The 13,752-nt window shown below is 54.4% G+C and carries 13 protein-coding genes; 9 read left to right on the forward strand and 4 right to left on the reverse strand.

Going from position 1 to position 13,752, the window contains the following annotated elements; genetic code table 11:
- The first annotated feature begins 41 nt into the window (after window positions 1-41).
- The 4 genes from RHJ02_RS12650 to RHJ02_RS12665 are packed head-to-tail and all read left to right on the forward strand — an operon-like array spanning window position 42 to window position 3,670.
- Window positions 42-2,087 carry a flavin-dependent dehydrogenase gene (locus tag RHJ02_RS12650; protein WP_310438638.1) on the forward strand — a complete coding sequence of 682 codons (2,046 nt, stop codon included), beginning with the start codon at window positions 42-44 and terminating at the stop codon, window positions 2,085-2,087.
- 34 nt (window positions 2,088-2,121) lie between these two features.
- Window positions 2,122-2,541 (forward strand): hypothetical protein, encoded by a 420-nt coding sequence (locus RHJ02_RS12655; protein ID WP_206201709.1) that lies wholly within the window; start codon window positions 2,122-2,124, stop codon window positions 2,539-2,541.
- Between the two features lie 25 nt (window positions 2,542-2,566).
- On the forward strand, window positions 2,567-3,208 hold the full coding sequence (locus RHJ02_RS12660; RefSeq protein ID WP_206200464.1) for a MarC family protein: 642 nt from the start codon (window positions 2,567-2,569) through the stop codon (window positions 3,206-3,208).
- Between the two features lie 39 nt (window positions 3,209-3,247).
- Window positions 3,248-3,670 carry a gamma-glutamylcyclotransferase gene (locus RHJ02_RS12665; RefSeq protein WP_206200465.1) on the forward strand — a complete coding sequence of 141 codons (423 nt, stop codon included), beginning with the start codon at window positions 3,248-3,250 and terminating at the stop codon, window positions 3,668-3,670.
- Here the strand turns inward: RHJ02_RS12665 and aspS are convergent.
- Window positions 3,667-5,472: an aspartate--tRNA ligase gene (gene aspS / locus RHJ02_RS12670; protein ID WP_206200466.1), complete on the reverse strand. Its 1,806-nt coding sequence runs from the start codon at window positions 5,470-5,472 to the stop codon at window positions 3,667-3,669. The genes RHJ02_RS12665 and aspS overlap by 4 nt on opposite strands.
- Before the next feature lie 260 nt (window positions 5,473-5,732).
- On the opposite strand from aspS, the gene RHJ02_RS12675 reads away from it, so the two are divergent.
- From RHJ02_RS12675 to RHJ02_RS12685, 3 genes are all read left to right on the forward strand, one after another.
- A complete protein-coding gene (locus tag RHJ02_RS12675; protein WP_206200467.1) occupies window positions 5,733-5,969 on the forward strand; it encodes a hypothetical protein in 237 nt (78 codons plus the stop codon).
- A gap of 83 nt (window positions 5,970-6,052) precedes the next feature.
- Complete coding sequence (locus tag RHJ02_RS12680) at window positions 6,053-7,801, forward strand: mechanosensitive ion channel family protein (RefSeq protein ID WP_310743879.1); 1,749 nt, start codon at window positions 6,053-6,055, stop codon at window positions 7,799-7,801.
- On the forward strand, window positions 7,801-9,078 hold the full coding sequence (locus RHJ02_RS12685) for an NAD(P)/FAD-dependent oxidoreductase (RefSeq protein ID WP_310438640.1): 1,278 nt from the start codon (window positions 7,801-7,803) through the stop codon (window positions 9,076-9,078). Before RHJ02_RS12680 ends, RHJ02_RS12685 begins: the two co-directional genes overlap by 1 nt.
- Here the strand turns inward: RHJ02_RS12685 and RHJ02_RS12690 are convergent.
- From RHJ02_RS12690 to RHJ02_RS12700, 3 genes are read right to left on the reverse strand one after another with little or no spacing between them, the layout of a single operon-like run.
- A complete protein-coding gene (locus tag RHJ02_RS12690) occupies window positions 9,012-9,773 on the reverse strand; it encodes a BMC domain-containing protein (protein ID WP_310800286.1) in 762 nt (253 codons plus the stop codon). The genes RHJ02_RS12685 and RHJ02_RS12690 overlap by 67 nt on opposite strands.
- Window positions 9,773-10,537 (reverse strand): pantothenate kinase, encoded by a 765-nt coding sequence (locus RHJ02_RS12695; protein ID WP_206200470.1) that lies wholly within the window; start codon window positions 10,535-10,537, stop codon window positions 9,773-9,775. The genes RHJ02_RS12690 and RHJ02_RS12695 overlap by 1 nt, the downstream gene beginning before the upstream one ends.
- Window positions 10,518-10,919: an AbrB family transcriptional regulator gene (locus RHJ02_RS12700; protein ID WP_302677341.1), complete on the reverse strand. Its 402-nt coding sequence runs from the start codon at window positions 10,917-10,919 to the stop codon at window positions 10,518-10,520. The genes RHJ02_RS12695 and RHJ02_RS12700 overlap by 20 nt, the downstream gene beginning before the upstream one ends.
- 421 nt (window positions 10,920-11,340) lie before the next feature.
- On the opposite strand from RHJ02_RS12700, the gene RHJ02_RS12705 reads away from it, so the two are divergent.
- Together RHJ02_RS12705 and RHJ02_RS12710 are read left to right on the forward strand one after the other, a co-directional pair.
- Window positions 11,341-12,477, forward strand: coding sequence for an ABC transporter permease (locus tag RHJ02_RS12705; protein WP_302677340.1), 1,137 nt, complete (start codon window positions 11,341-11,343; stop codon window positions 12,475-12,477).
- A 47-nt stretch (window positions 12,478-12,524) separates the two neighbouring features.
- Window positions 12,525-13,700, forward strand: coding sequence for a PP2C family protein-serine/threonine phosphatase (locus RHJ02_RS12710; RefSeq protein ID WP_206201710.1), 1,176 nt, complete (start codon window positions 12,525-12,527; stop codon window positions 13,698-13,700).
- The last annotated feature ends 52 nt before the right edge of the window (window positions 13,701-13,752 follow it).

Here is a 13,752-nt window from a genome sequence, read left to right on the forward strand (position 1 = left end):
TCGTGCCGTTGTCAAGCTCCTTAGCGGACTTTTGAAACAAAATGCAAGAACTGTTATACCTTGAGGTGCCCACTCCCGATACCGCAGCGGTGATTCACTGGCTGCACCACACCTTTGAGCCGCGCATTGGCACCATTGCGCCAAAACCGACCGGGGGTTGCTGGCAGGTTCCTGAGGCGCCCACGGAACTGGCCATTTTCCTGTGGAGCTTGCAGCGAACCACATACCTCAAGGTGATGCGCTGGGGAAAGCGGCCTTTCCCCCAGGAGCGTGCCTGTCTCCAACACCTTCAACAGCATTTGCGTTTGGCCTTTCCACTGCAACCTGAGGCGCTTCCCCCTTGGCCGGCTGGCAAGACAATTTTTGAAGCTTTGGCCGATCGCTATCCGCTGACCGTGAAATACTTCCAACACATGCCCCAAGGTGAGGCGGATTTAGAGCGGGTTTATTGGTGGGAGCAACGCTGGCGCCAAGGGGTACAACAGCCCACGCCCCCGGTTCCTGTTTTGCACACTGCAACGACACCCTGTGATCCCCCTCGCTATGACCTAGTTTATGTGGGGGGTGCCTTGGGGGTGATCCACGCAGCGGTGATGGCGCGGTTGGGCTATCGGGTTCTGGTGATCGAGCGGTTGCCCTTTGGCCGCATGAATCGGGAGTGGAATATCTCCCGCATGGAATTTCAGAGTCTGATTGATTTGGGCTTGTTTACGACTGCGGAGTTTGAGAGCCTGATTGCCCGCGAGTACCGCGATGGCTTTAACAAGTTCTTTGATGCCACTAGTCCTCCCCATTGTCGGGCACCCGTACTGCACACCCCGACGGTTCTCAATATTGCCCTTGACTCGGCCAAATTCCTGCATCTGTGCGGTGAGAAACTGCGCCAAGCGGGGGGTGAGATTTGGGATTGGACAGAATTTGAGACAGCCACGATTCATCCCAATGGTGTGGTTCTGCAAACCCAGCACCGCCAAACCCAAGAACAGCGACAGGCGATCGCCCGTGTCCTCATTGATGCGATGGGCACCGCCTCCCCCATTGCCCGTCAACTGAACGGCGGTCGTGCCTATGATAGCGTCTGTCCGACGGTGGGGGCGATCGTCAAGGGCATTGTCCCAGAGGTTTGGGATGGCAACTATGGCGATGTTCTCTTTAGCCACGGCGATATTTCGCGGGGACGGCAACTCATTTGGGAACTGTTTCCGGGAGCGGGGGAAGAGCGCACCATTTATCTCTTTCACTACCACCACATCCAGCCAGAGTTTCCCGGCTCTTTGCTGGAACTGTACGAGGACTTTTTTACCATCCTGCCGGAGTACCGCCGCTGCGATCTCGATCAACTCACTTGGGTCAAACCCACCTTTGGTTACATCCCCGGCTACTTTAGCCACCACCGGGGCGATCGCGCGGTGGCCTTTGATCGCGTCTTGGCCATTGGCGATGCCGCCTCACTCCAGTCTCCCTTGGTGTTTACTGGTTTTGGCTCCCTGGTGCGCAACCTGCCCCGCTTGACGGATCTACTGGACACCGCCCTGCGTCATGACCTTGTGCAAAAGCAATTCCTCAACCAAATTCGCGCTTATCAGAGCAATACAGCGGTGACATGGCTCTTTTCACGGGGAATGATGGTGCCCAGCGATCGCCCCCTGCCCCCAGAGCGCGTCAATGCCACGTTGAACACCTTTTTTGGCATCCTCGCCCAGGAATCCCCCGAATTGGCCGATCGCTTTATCAAAGACCGTGCGGGTTGGCTCCCCTTTAACCGTATGGCACTGCGAGCTGCTTGGCAAAACCCCGGCCTCCTTTGGTGGATCTACGAAATGGTGGGGGTTGGGGATCTGCTGCGCTGGCTGCAAAGCTACCTCAGTTTTAGCTTGGATGCCCTGTACCATGCCCTCTTTGGCTTTTGGCTGCCCCCCTTGGTGCGCCGTTGTCAACCGTGGCTAGAACCCATGGCACCACAACTTTGGTTTTGGCTCTTGGTGCAAAGCTATGCCCTGAGCTACTCCGTGGGGCAACCCCGCCTTGAGCGTCCTTTGGCACCGCTGCCAACCCCTAGAGTTGATCAAGCGGTTTCCCCTCGCTAACCTTGGGAACAAAGGTGTTGCGGAGAGAATGACGGTGAATGCAGCAGAGCAGGCAGTGACCGTGCAGATGGCCAGCAAATTGGGGGCGATCGTCCACCTCTTTAAGCAGTGCAATGCGGATCTGCGGGCAGACCTGCACCCTTGGGCCGATGACCCCCATACCCGCAACCTAGTGGATCCCGATTCAATTGACATTGGTTTTCACCTACCGGGCTGGAGTCGCCGCTGGCAAGCCCGCAGTTTGCTTCTGCAAATTCGCCTCTATTGCGATCCAGACTCTCCCCAGCGCCGTGCCATTGGTCTAGACATCGTGGGGTTTAGCTATATGAGTGAGCAGTGGCGGTTCAGTAGTATTGGTGCTGGCGTATTCAGTGGTAACAATCTGCCCAGCGAAGACCTCCAACAGCAACTGCGCTCGATTAGTCAAAAAATCCTTGCGGTCTTAAATACTTAACTTGTAGGGCAGCAACTCTTCGGCAATGCTACATCCAACCGTCTCCTTTCTGGTGGGAACCTTGGCTGCATTGTTTCCAATTGCAGACCCCATTGGTGCAGTGCCTGTCTTTTGTGCCCTAACAGCTAGACATCCCCTCAAATACCGTCGGCAGAAAGCCAAAGAAACGGCCGTGAACGTTTTCGCGGTTTTAGTCACCTTCTTTCTCGTGGGTAAGTTTATCCTTGGCTTTTTTGGGATTTCCTTAGCAGTGGTGCGCATTGCTGGGGGCTTAATTGTCGCTCACACCGCTTGGCAAATGGTCACTTCGCATCAGCGCTTAACGCTTCAGGAGCACGCCGAAGCCATTGATAAAGACGATATTGCATTGACACCCATGGCGGTTCCGTTGATTAGTGGCCCAGGGGCGATCGGGGTGACGATGACGTTATCAACACGCTGCCAAATTTGGGAAGAGTACCTCGGTTGTCTATTGGGAATTGGATTGTTTAGTGGCGTAGTTTATCTTTGTCTTTTGTTAGGTGAATCTGTGATGCAAAAGTGGGGCAAAACGGGTGTCGGTGCATTAACCCGTATTCTCGGATTCCTGATTCTGGCGATCGCTGTGCAGTTTATCGCCGATGGCAGTCTGGAATTGATGAGGACAAAGCTATGTGAAAGTCGCTAAACTAAGCCCTTGATGGCATGAACCTAATTGATTTTCAACATGACCCTATTGCGCCTTTTTGTCTATGGCACCCTTAAACCCGGCTATCAACCCCATGAAATCCTCTGTCGGCCTTGGCTGAGTGCCCATCAATCAGCGCTGGTGAGAGGTCGCCTTTATCACCTACCGATGGGGTATCCCGGTCTGACGGCTGAGGAAGGTTGGGTGCAGGGGGAGTTACTGATCTTTCATGATCCACCTCCCAGCGTATTGGCGCGGCTGGATGCCTTTGAAGGCTACCATCCGAACTTGGCTCCCGAAGTAAATGCCTACCATCGCCAACAGGTGCCAGTGTATGACTTGAATCATCAACCTTTGGGCACAGCATGGGCTTATATGATGAGCACTGAGCGGGTGCGGGATGTCAACGGCGAATGGCTGCTAGAGGGGGTGTGGAATCGGCCAACAGACCTACGTGCCTAGACTTGGGTTTTAGCAGTGGTTTTTGCGGGCTTGGCGGAAGCCACATGGAGTTCCTTGAGTTGCTGTGGCTCAACACTGCTGGGGGCACCGGTAAGAAGGCAACGCGCCTGTTGGGTTTTCGGGAAAGCAATGGTGTCGCGAATGGAGTCTTCGCCGGCAAGGAGCATGACTAAGCGATCTAGGCCATAGGCAATACCCCCGTGGGGAGGGGTACCAAATTCAAAGGCCTCGAGAAGGAAGCCAAATTTTTCTTGGGCAGCCGTCTCATCAAGGCCGATGGTTTCAAAAACTTGCCGCTGCAATTCCGGTTGATAAATGCGCAGACTGCCGCCGCCCACTTCGTAGCCATTGAAGATCAGATCGTAGGCTTGGGCACGGGCAGTTTTGAGATCCTCAAGGTCGGCGGGATGGGGTGCCGTAAAGGGATGGTGCAAGGCCTCAAGGCGCTTTTCTTCGGCATTCCACTCAAACATGGGGAAATCCACCACCCACAGCAGATGGGTTGCCGTCGGATCAATGAGGTCAAATTCACGGGCAATGGTCTGGCGCAGGCGATCAAGGGTTTTATTCACCGTTGCCGTATCCCCTGCCCCAAACAGGAGGAGATGCCCCGGCTCGGCACCCGTGCGCTCTAAGAGCGTGGCTTTCTGCTCTGGGGAGAGGTTATCCTTGATGGCACCAATGGTGTCAATCTCGCCGTTGTCGCGAACGCGGATATAAGCCAGCCCCTTGGCGCCGGCAGTGGTGGCCTCTTGGAAGAGATCGCCGCCGGGTTTAATGCGCACGTTCGAGATGCGGTCGTTACCATTGGGAATCGGCAAAATTTTCACCACGCCCCCTTGGGCGATCGCGCCACTAAAAACTTTGAAACCAGAGTCTTTCAGAATATCGGAGACATCCACCAGTTCAAGGCCATAGCGGGTATCGGGCTTATCGGTGCCATAGCGATCCATGGCCTCTTGGTAACTCAGGCGGGGAAAGGGGCGCGGCAGATCAATGCCCTTCACGGTTTTGAAAATGTGGCAGATGAGTGCTTCGTTGAGATCAATAATTTCATCCTGATCCATGAAGCTCATTTCCATGTCCAGTTGCGTAAATTCTGGCTGGCGATCGGCCCTTAAGTCCTCATCGCGAAAGCAGCGAGCAATCTGGTAATAGCGATCGCACCCCGCCACCATCAACAACTGCTTGAACAATTGCGGCGATTGAGGGAGGGCAAACCATTCTCCCGGATTCACGCGACTGGGCACTAGATAATCGCGAGCCCCCTCCGGCGTCGAGCGGGTGAGAATAGGAGTTTCCACCTCAATAAAGCCCGCCTCATCCTCGAGGAAGCGCCGCATGGCTTGGACAACGCGATGGCGTAACTGCAAATTCCGTGCCATCCGTTCCCGCCGTAGATCAAGATAGCGGTAGCGCAGCCGCACCTCTTCCCGCACTGGCTCATTCTCGGTGCTGGAGATGGCAAAGGGCAGTTGCTGGCGCACCGTATTGAGGACATCAATGTGATCGGCGTAGATCTCAATGTCCCCCGTGGCCAATTTTGGGTTCACCGAATCCGCAGGGCGCTTGCTGACACGGCCAACAATTTTTACCACATACTCACTGCGCAGGCGATCGGCTTGAGCATAGGAGTCGGGAGTGCGCTGGGGATCACTGACAATTTGGACAATGCCGGAGCGATCGCGCAAATCAATAAAGATCACGCCGCCATGATCACGCCGCCGATCCACCCAACCGTAGAGGGTGACGGTTGTTCCGACATCCGTTAGCCGAACATCGCCACAGTAGTGTGTGCGCATAGACCCCAATGATTTGTGAGTATGTTGGTAAAGCCTTACTATTTTAGCGGTTCACCGCCCTACCGTTAGCGGAGCATCCCCAAAGAATCACAGGTTTGCAGGAGGGCTGCACTTTAGAAATCGCAACAGAAGTTTGCAGGACTTCATGTGGATTCCCTAACTTTAGTTGCAGCTTCAGCAGATTGCGCCCCAATTTCCGAGGGGCAACGTATGGTAGTAGATAGGTAAAATCTAAAGAAAACCTTAAAAGGAGGGCAAGTATGACCCCCTCTCTCCTCCGGCAGTTCTGGCACTTTGTTGAGCAAGTACAGGTGGGACGATTGTTGAGTATGGATGATCACGCCCTACAGGGGTGGCTGGTGACGCAGTTTAGTGACGTTTATCCTTTAGAGCATAACCAGCGCTATCATCTGGAACGCTACATTTCCTCGCGTCTCTCGTTAATCCGCGATGTGGCAAGGGAGCAGGTGCTGCAAGCTAGGGTCGACTGCCCCTAGGGAACCGTGAACTGAGTTCAGCCTTCAAAAGGTGAGAGGATAGTCCTAGTTCGTGTTGCCGTGCAGAATATCAGTACGTGCGAATGATCAACGGGTATCAGCGATTATGGCGGTGGGGAGCGATCGCCCTTGTGACCTTCTTGCTAGCCATTCTCTCTCCTTGGCCAAGTGTGGCTCAGCTCGCCGTACCCGGCATCAGTCAAACCGCAGTCACCCCCCCACCTCCCGGTGTTACCCGCATTGGTGAGCTGGAAATTGCCGATGTTCGCTTCGATGGCAGCACCCTTTTTACCATTGCTGCGCCGACGGTGCGCGATCGCACTCATCCCAGTGAGGCCATTCCCGTTGAAGTGCGCGCTGAACTCATTGAGTCAAATCTACGGCGCGTCCTCCATAGTGCTATCCGCCAGCGACGGCGATCGCCCGAACTTGTAAACATTGGTGTGGCTCGCCTCAATAATGTGTTGGTGATCAGTGCCCGCATTGGCCAAGCGGAACGCACCACTCGCCTCCTGACGGTGACAGAGGCCGACAGCGACTACCATCAACTGCCCCCTGAAACCCTTGCCCAGCAGTGGCGAGACATTTTGCAACAGCAGATGAACCGAGCGATTCAGGAACGCACCGACACAGCCCTGATGTCGCAAATTCAGGAGGCTGTCTTGATCTTTATCAAGGTGGGTGCAGGTAGTTTCGTCATTTTAATTGTGCAACGCTTCTTGATCCGCCAACGCAAGCATCTACAAGGGCAACTGGACACAGTGACCACTCAAACGACGGAACCGGAGTGGGTTTTGCCGCTTCTGCCCCATCTGCGGCACCACTTTTTTCTCAAGCAGCGCATCAAGCTCATTAGTCTCGTTCGGTATCTACTGTTGTGGGGACAAGTGGCTTTGTGGCTACTCGGCCTAGCGGCAATTCTACGCCTCTTCCCCATGACCCGCTGGCTGAGTTCCCAAGTCTATGGCTTGCCGATTCTGTGGATGGTGGTCTGGTTTGGCACGGGGCTGCTGAATCAATTTGCTGACTTGGCCTTTGATCGCATTCGTGTTTTCTGGGAGCAAAATAATCTGCTCAAGTTTGCTGATACCCAGCGTAAAACCCTGCGGATTAGTACCACTGTGGAAGTGATGCGCGGCTTTAAGACCGTTGTCATTTATTTGATTCGACTAGTGGTTATCTTGGGTTCCTTAGGGGTACCTGTTTCCTCCATTCTCGCTGTGGGGGGCTTTTTAGCCTTGGCCATTTCCCTAGGGTCACAGAACTTGGTGAAGGACATTATCAATGGTCTGCTCATTGTCTGGGAGGATCAGTACGGCATTGGCGATGTGGTGGAAATTGAACCCTACTCCGGCTTAGTGGAAAATCTCAATTTGCGCATTACTCAGTTGCGCAATGCCGAGGGTCAGCTGATTACAATTCCCAATAGTACGATTACCAAGGTAGCCAACCTGACCCGCACTTGGTCACGGGTTAATCTCGAACTGTGGGTGGATATTGAAACCAATCCCGATCGCCTGTTGTCGTTGCTGAATGACTTGAGTATCCACTTTTACGAAGAACCGGAGTGGCAACTGAAGATGCTGGAGCGGCCAGAAGTTCTAGGAATTGATCAGATTACCGCCAGTGGCTTACTCGTGCGCATTTGGATTAAAACCCAGCCAGGACAACAATGGGTCGTGGGGCGGGAGTTTCGGCGGCGGGTGCTCAACCTGATGGCCACAGAGGGGATTGCCGTGGGTCGGCTGCATCAACAGCTGCATTTGGCGCGCGATCGCAACGGCAAAAACGACAACGATGAACATACCTATCCTTCTCCTTTGGAATCTTGATGGCAGGTCAGCGCATTTTAGTCATCGGCGGTGGTGCCGCTGGATTTTTTGGAGCGATCGCCTGTGCGACGGCTAATTCTCGCAATCTCGTCACGATTTTAGAAGCTGGGGCAACGCTGCTGAGCAAAGTCCGCATCTCTGGTGGTGGTCGCTGCAATGTCACCCACCACTGTTTTGATCCAGCGCTATTGGTGCAGCACTATCCCCGTGGTGGCAAGGCCTTGCGGGGTGCCTTTAGTCGCTTCCAACCCCAAGACACGATCGCTTGGTTTGAGGCGCGGGGGGTGAAGTTGAAAACCGAAGCCGATGGGCGAGTCTTTCCCGTCAGTGATGACTCAGAAACCATTATTGACTGTCTGGTGCGAGAAGCAACGGCTCTGGGCATTCGCCTCCGTACCCGCGCAGCGGTGAAGGAGATGGTGAAAGTCGGCAATGAGTTTCAAGTCACGGTTGCTCAGCAGCCTCAACCCCTTGTGGGCGATCGCGTCCTTCTGGCCACCGGCAGTAGTTCCCAAGGCTATCGCTTGGCGGCACAATTGGGACACACCATTATTCCCCCCGTCCCTTCGCTGTTTACGTTTCACATTGATGACCCGCTCTTGCAGGAGCGCTCAGGCCTCAGTGTCGAACCCGTGGAAGCAACCCTCAAACTGTTGCAGCAGCCGCCCTTAACCCAAACCGGTGCTATTCTCGTTACCCATTGGGGCTTGAGTGGCCCTGTGGTCTTGAAACTCTCGGCATGGGGGGCGCGTGCCTTAGCGGCGCAGAACTATCGCGGCACCTTGGTGGTGAATTGGCTCCCCCATCTGTCACTGCCGCAGATTCAAGGGGAGTTGGCAGCCTGTCGTAGCCATACCCCGAAGCGAGCGATCGCTAGCCATTGTCCCTTTCCGCTGCCGCGCCGCCTCTGGAGCTACTGGACAACCAGCGTGGGGATTCCGGCTGAGCAAACTTGGGCACACCTCAGTAAAAAACAACTGCTGGCTCTGGCGGAGGCCTTGCACCGAGGTACCTTCGCGATCGCTGGCAAGGGCGCCTTCAAAGAGGAGTTTGTCACCTGTGGTGGGGTGGCTCTCAAGGAAGTGGACTTTAAGACCATGGCCAGCCGCTGCTGTGAGGGGCTATTCTTTGCGGGCGAAGTTCTCGATATTGATGGCGTGACGGGGGGCTTTAACCTGCAAAGTGCGTGGACAACGGGCTGGATTGCCGGTCAGGGATTGGCAGAGGGTTCGACGGGCACCGTTTCGGCAGGCGCTTCCACGGCCACACTCTCTTGAGCCGCGCCTTGGAGGGCAAGGGGTTCGGTTTCTTTTTGCTTGAGCGTCAGCGGTAGCCGCAGGGGCTGGAGTTCTCGCTGGAGAGCCGGTGCCAAGGGCAACGATTGATCCAAATCCTCAAGGGGACGGGGTACCAACATCACTGCATGGAGTTCACCAATGCGATCGGCTTCTGCCATCCCGGCCTCAAGGGCGATCGCGGTATTGGAGGCCGTGCCGCGAATAATGGCCGTACATAGACCGGCGCCAATGGTTTCGTAGGCCGTTAGGATCACATCTGCCGCCTTGAGCATGGCATCCGCTGCCCCCACCATGGCTGGAAATCCTCGCGTTTCCAATAGGCCAACCGCGTGGCTACTGAGGCGATGGCCGCGACTTTTAGAGGCAATCTGGGCGAGGAGACTGCCAATCGGAAGAATTTTCTCTAGGTTGGGGTCAGGCCGGGGAATGACTAAGGTACTGAGTTCTTGACCAAACTGCTGTGCCCGCTCAGCGCCCTCTTCCACAGCTAGACGCACATCGGCAATTCGCCCGCGCACGATCGCGCTACAGTGGCCACTGCCAATTTTTTCATAGCCCACTAGGAGGACATCGGCGGATTTGAGCATGTGATCGGCAATGCCCACTATCGCCGGAAAGCTCTGGGCTGAAACCAGTCCCAAGGCTAAATCCGTAAAGTCATCCCGTCGCTCCATTAGCGGAAGTCGTCAATCCTGTTCATCGGGTGCATTTCTATCTTAACGGTTGGGTTGCGGAGGGCGCGGATCCCCCAAAAAACCAGATGATCATCTTCATGCCAGCGATCGGCATCTAAAAATGTCTTTAACAGTTCACTGAGAAAGGGGCGATCGCCCCCGGTCACAATCACCGTACCTTGGGGAAACGCCTGAAAAAAGGCGCCCAGATAGGCGTGCAACATGGCGGCAGTACCGTAGTAAAGACCGCTTTCAATCGCTGTGGTAGTAGTGGTTCCCCAACGGGGGGGTGGTTCGGGGGGAAGCGTCACATAGGGTAACGCCGCCGTATAGTCCGCCAGTGCTCGTGCCATTAACCCAACACCCGGGAGAATCACACCGCCCGCAAATTCAGCGCGATCGTTGGCTAGGGTCAGCGTTAATGCAGTTCCCGCATCCACCACACACACTGGTGCCCCATAAACCTGAAGCGCTCCCCAGAGGGCAAGGGCACGGTCAATCCCTAGGCTGGGGTACATCCGAGGAATGGGAATATCCTCGAGGGTGAGGGCGATCGCCGTCGGATAGACTTGGTGCAAGGACACAGCACCAACACTCGCACCCCAGCAGGGGAGGTTGGGATAGTTTTGGGCAGGATTAAAGGCAAATTCCTCAGGGGTGAGGTGCCAAGTGCGGCTGAGGTGTTCACCCGTAAAGAGAGCCCAGTGCTGCCGACTATTGCCAATCATTAGGGCAAACCATTGATTACTCTGTGGGGGCGCCATCCACTTCTTCTGGATCGATGAGATAGAGATGAATATGTTTATACCCCCGCTTAATTTTGAAGGTATCCCCCGGCTTTAGGTTCATGGCTTTGGTATAGGCAGCACCAATGACAATCTGGCCATTTTGGTGCACCTTCACTCGATAGGAGGGCGATCGCCCCCGTCCTGATTGACCATTGACGTCTTTTTCTGATGACTGGACTTCTAGTCCGCCGGCAGCGAGTACCGCTTCGTAAAATTTCCCTAAGTTAACACGCACCTCACCAGATTTTGTGACGCGATAGTAGCCACAGAGCTTTGCGGCTTCTTTACGGGATGCAGAACCCAGTTCACTTAATCGCTGCAAGAGCGCTTTACCAGTTAGGGGCTTTGGTTTTTCCATTCGCTCTATATTTCCTCTGTCAGAACACTATTCAAATGAATAAAGCAACTCAATTGTTCTTTAATCAACAGGTACCCGCACTAGAGAGAAAAAGGGAGCCTGCGAGAATGATCTGACTAGAAATCATTAGATTTAATCAAGTTACCACTTTATTTGAAACACAAAGTATTTTTTTAACAATATGTTAGTTTGAAGCAATCAGTATAATCATATAGTGATACCGAATCTATTTAACAAGAAAAGGAATTTGATGTTAGTTTGTTAAGTTTTATTTATCACTTATTGATTTTTGAGTCAAATTTATCTATAGCATCATGCCTCTCTAAAAAGAGGGAAGACATGTCGGCATTGAGTCTGTCAGAGCAGCCCTAGGATAGCAAAAAGGCTGTATAGTGGCTGTACCCTAGCGGATGAGTGACGAATGACCCCTTGGCAAGCGTTGCGGCGCAACCCCTTAGTGATGGTCAGTTTGGGGGTGTTGCTGACGTTGTACCTGCTGGCGATCGCCGCGGATTTTATTGCTCCCTACAGTCCCTATACCTTTCAAGTGGAGGGTGCGCTGCTGCCCCCTACCCGCATTTACTGGCGCACCCCCAACGGTCAGTGGCTTGGCCCCCATGTCTATCCCACCCGCTTGGGGCCTGTGAACTTGGAAACAGGGGAACGTCCTCTGATTGTAGACTGGCAGGAACCGTCGCCGATTCGCCTCTTTGTCAAGGGCAGCCCCTATCGCTTCTTGGAAATTACCCTGCCCCTACCGACTCGCTGGAGTCTCACCAATCCACAAATTGAACCACGTACGATCTTTGCCGGGTTCCCCAGCGATCGCCATCTCTTTGGCACGGTGGGTAAGGGCTATCTGAATCTGTTGGGCACGGATGACCAAGGACGCGATCAGTTCAGTCGGCTGCTCTTTGGTGCCCGCATTAGCCTCAGTATTGGCCTAGTGGGGGTGGCGATCGCCTTCCCGATTGGCATTCTGGTGGGGGCAATTTCTGGCTACTTTGGCGGCTGGCTCGATGCCGTTTTGATGCGGGGCGTTGAGGTGCTGATGACGCTGCCGACCATCTATCTGCTGGTGGCTTTGGCGGCAGTACTCCCCACGGGACTCAGTAGTGGTGAGCGATTTTTGCTAATTACCGTAATCACATCCTTTGTGAGTTGGGCGGGGCTAGCACGGGTGATTCGCGGTCAGGTTCTGGGGATCAAAGAAATGGCCTTTGTCCAAGCGGCGCAGGTAATGGGGGGGCGATCGCTCTATATTATTGTGCGGCACATTATTCCCCAGACAGCAACCTACGTGATGATTGCCGCAACGCTCTCGATTCCCAGCTTTATTGTGGCGGAATCGGTACTCAGTCTCATTGGTCTAGGAATTCAGCAGCCGGATCCCTCTTGGGGCAATATGCTCTCGTTGGCAACGAATGCCTCAATCTTAGTGTTGCAGCCATGGTTAGTCTGGGCACCCGCCACACTGATTGTACTGACGGTGCTGTGTTTCAACATTGTTGGCGATGGCCTGCGGGATGCCCTTGATCCGAGGCAAACCCCAAAATAGCCAAGAGCCTTGGGATACACTAGGGGGAGATTTTGCAGGCTGAAGCTATGAGCGGCGATCGCCAGCCCTATCGAATTCTCGTCATTGATGATGACCCTACTAGCCGACTGCTGCTGCGCAAAACCCTAAAGGATCTGGGCTACCAGGTCTCGGTTGCTAGCCATGGCCGCGAGGGAATCGCGATCGCCACCGCTGAGAAACCCGCCCTGATCATCTGCGACTGGATGATGCCCGAACTGGACGGCCTAGAGGTGTGCCGTCAAATCAAGCAGGATCAGGAACTCTCCCGCAGTTTTTTTGTGCTGCTGACCGCCAAGGGGGAACTGGAGGATCGCATTCAGGGCTTAGATGCTGGTGCGGATGAATTCTTATCCAAGCCCATTGACCCCAATGAACTGCGGGCACGGATTCAGGCGGGTCTGCGCCTTTATCAACTTAACCAAGATCTGCTCAAGCAGAAACAACTCCTAGAGGCGGAACTGCACGAGGCTGCGGATTATGTGCGATCGCTCCTACCGGCTCCCCAAGAAGCCCCCTGCAAAATTAACTACTACTTTTTGCCGTCGAGTCAGTTGGGCGGCGATTGCTTTGACTTTTTTGGGGTGGGCGATCGCTATTTAGTGCTCTACATTCTCGATGTTTCCGGCCATGGCTTGGGGGCGGCTCTGCCTTCGGTCTCCGTCTTGAACCTCCTGCGCAGCACCACGCGAGAGCAAACGAGCGGCACATTTGACTATCGGCACCCTGCCCAAGTCCTCGAAGCCCTCAACAATGGCTTTCAAATGACGGATCAGCACGAGAAGTATTTCACGATTTGGTACGGCGTGTACGATCGCCAAACACGGCAGTTGACCTATGCCAGTGGTGGACACCCGCCGGCACTGCTCCTCACCCCTGAGGCTGATGGCTGGCGAGCGACTCTCCTCAAGACACCGGGCATTCCCATTGGCATGTTTGCTGACATGGTCTTTAGCCAAGCCACGATTGAAGTCCCCCCTTCGGCAGTTCTCTACCTCTTTAGTGACGGCATCTATGAGTTTGAAACAACCGACAATCGGGTTTGGGGTCTCGAAGCCTTTAGGGAGTTGCTCATTGCTGCCCACACCCAAGACCCTGTGCCGGCGCTGCCCCAGTTGATTGCCCAAGTGCAGAGCCATGCAGCGCCCGATGCCTTTGGCAGTGATGATGTTTCATTGGTGCAAGTGGCCTTTCCATCGGCTTAACTTTGCATCTGAGATTGCATAATGTGGCCTTTTCTGTGCAATATCCTAAGCA

The sequence above is a fragment of the Thermosynechococcus sp. TG215 genome, assembly GCF_031583455.1.
In the GTDB taxonomy this organism is placed as follows: Bacteria; Cyanobacteriota; Cyanobacteriia; order Thermosynechococcales; family Thermosynechococcaceae; genus Thermosynechococcus.

What these genes read in the sequence shown, in the direction of transcription:
- RHJ02_RS12710 (WP_206201710.1), top strand. Translation starts at nt 12,525, where the DNA reads ATGAGCGGCGATCGCCAGCCCTATCGAATTCTCGTCATTGATGATGAC.
- aspS (WP_206200466.1), bottom strand. Translation starts at nt 5,472, where the DNA reads ATGCGCACACACTACTGTGGCGATGTTCGGCTAACGGATGTCGGAACA.
- RHJ02_RS12680 (WP_310743879.1), top strand. Translation starts at nt 6,053, where the DNA reads ATGATCAACGGGTATCAGCGATTATGGCGGTGGGGAGCGATCGCCCTT.
- RHJ02_RS12665 (WP_206200465.1), top strand. Translation starts at nt 3,248, where the DNA reads ATGACCCTATTGCGCCTTTTTGTCTATGGCACCCTTAAACCCGGCTAT.
- RHJ02_RS12675 (WP_206200467.1), top strand. Translation starts at nt 5,733, where the DNA reads ATGACCCCCTCTCTCCTCCGGCAGTTCTGGCACTTTGTTGAGCAAGTA.
- RHJ02_RS12695 (WP_206200470.1), bottom strand. Translation starts at nt 10,537, where the DNA reads ATGGCGCCCCCACAGAGTAATCAATGGTTTGCCCTAATGATTGGCAAT.
- RHJ02_RS12690 (WP_310800286.1), bottom strand. Translation starts at nt 9,773, where the DNA reads ATGGAGCGACGGGATGACTTTACGGATTTAGCCTTGGGACTGGTTTCA.
- RHJ02_RS12705 (WP_302677340.1), top strand. Translation starts at nt 11,341, where the DNA reads ATGACCCCTTGGCAAGCGTTGCGGCGCAACCCCTTAGTGATGGTCAGT.
- RHJ02_RS12650 (WP_310438638.1), top strand. Translation starts at nt 42, where the DNA reads ATGCAAGAACTGTTATACCTTGAGGTGCCCACTCCCGATACCGCAGCG.
- RHJ02_RS12685 (WP_310438640.1), top strand. Translation starts at nt 7,801, where the DNA reads ATGGCAGGTCAGCGCATTTTAGTCATCGGCGGTGGTGCCGCTGGATTT.
- RHJ02_RS12700 (WP_302677341.1), bottom strand. Translation starts at nt 10,919, where the DNA reads ATGGAAAAACCAAAGCCCCTAACTGGTAAAGCGCTCTTGCAGCGATTA.
- RHJ02_RS12660 (WP_206200464.1), top strand. Translation starts at nt 2,567, where the DNA reads ATGCTACATCCAACCGTCTCCTTTCTGGTGGGAACCTTGGCTGCATTG.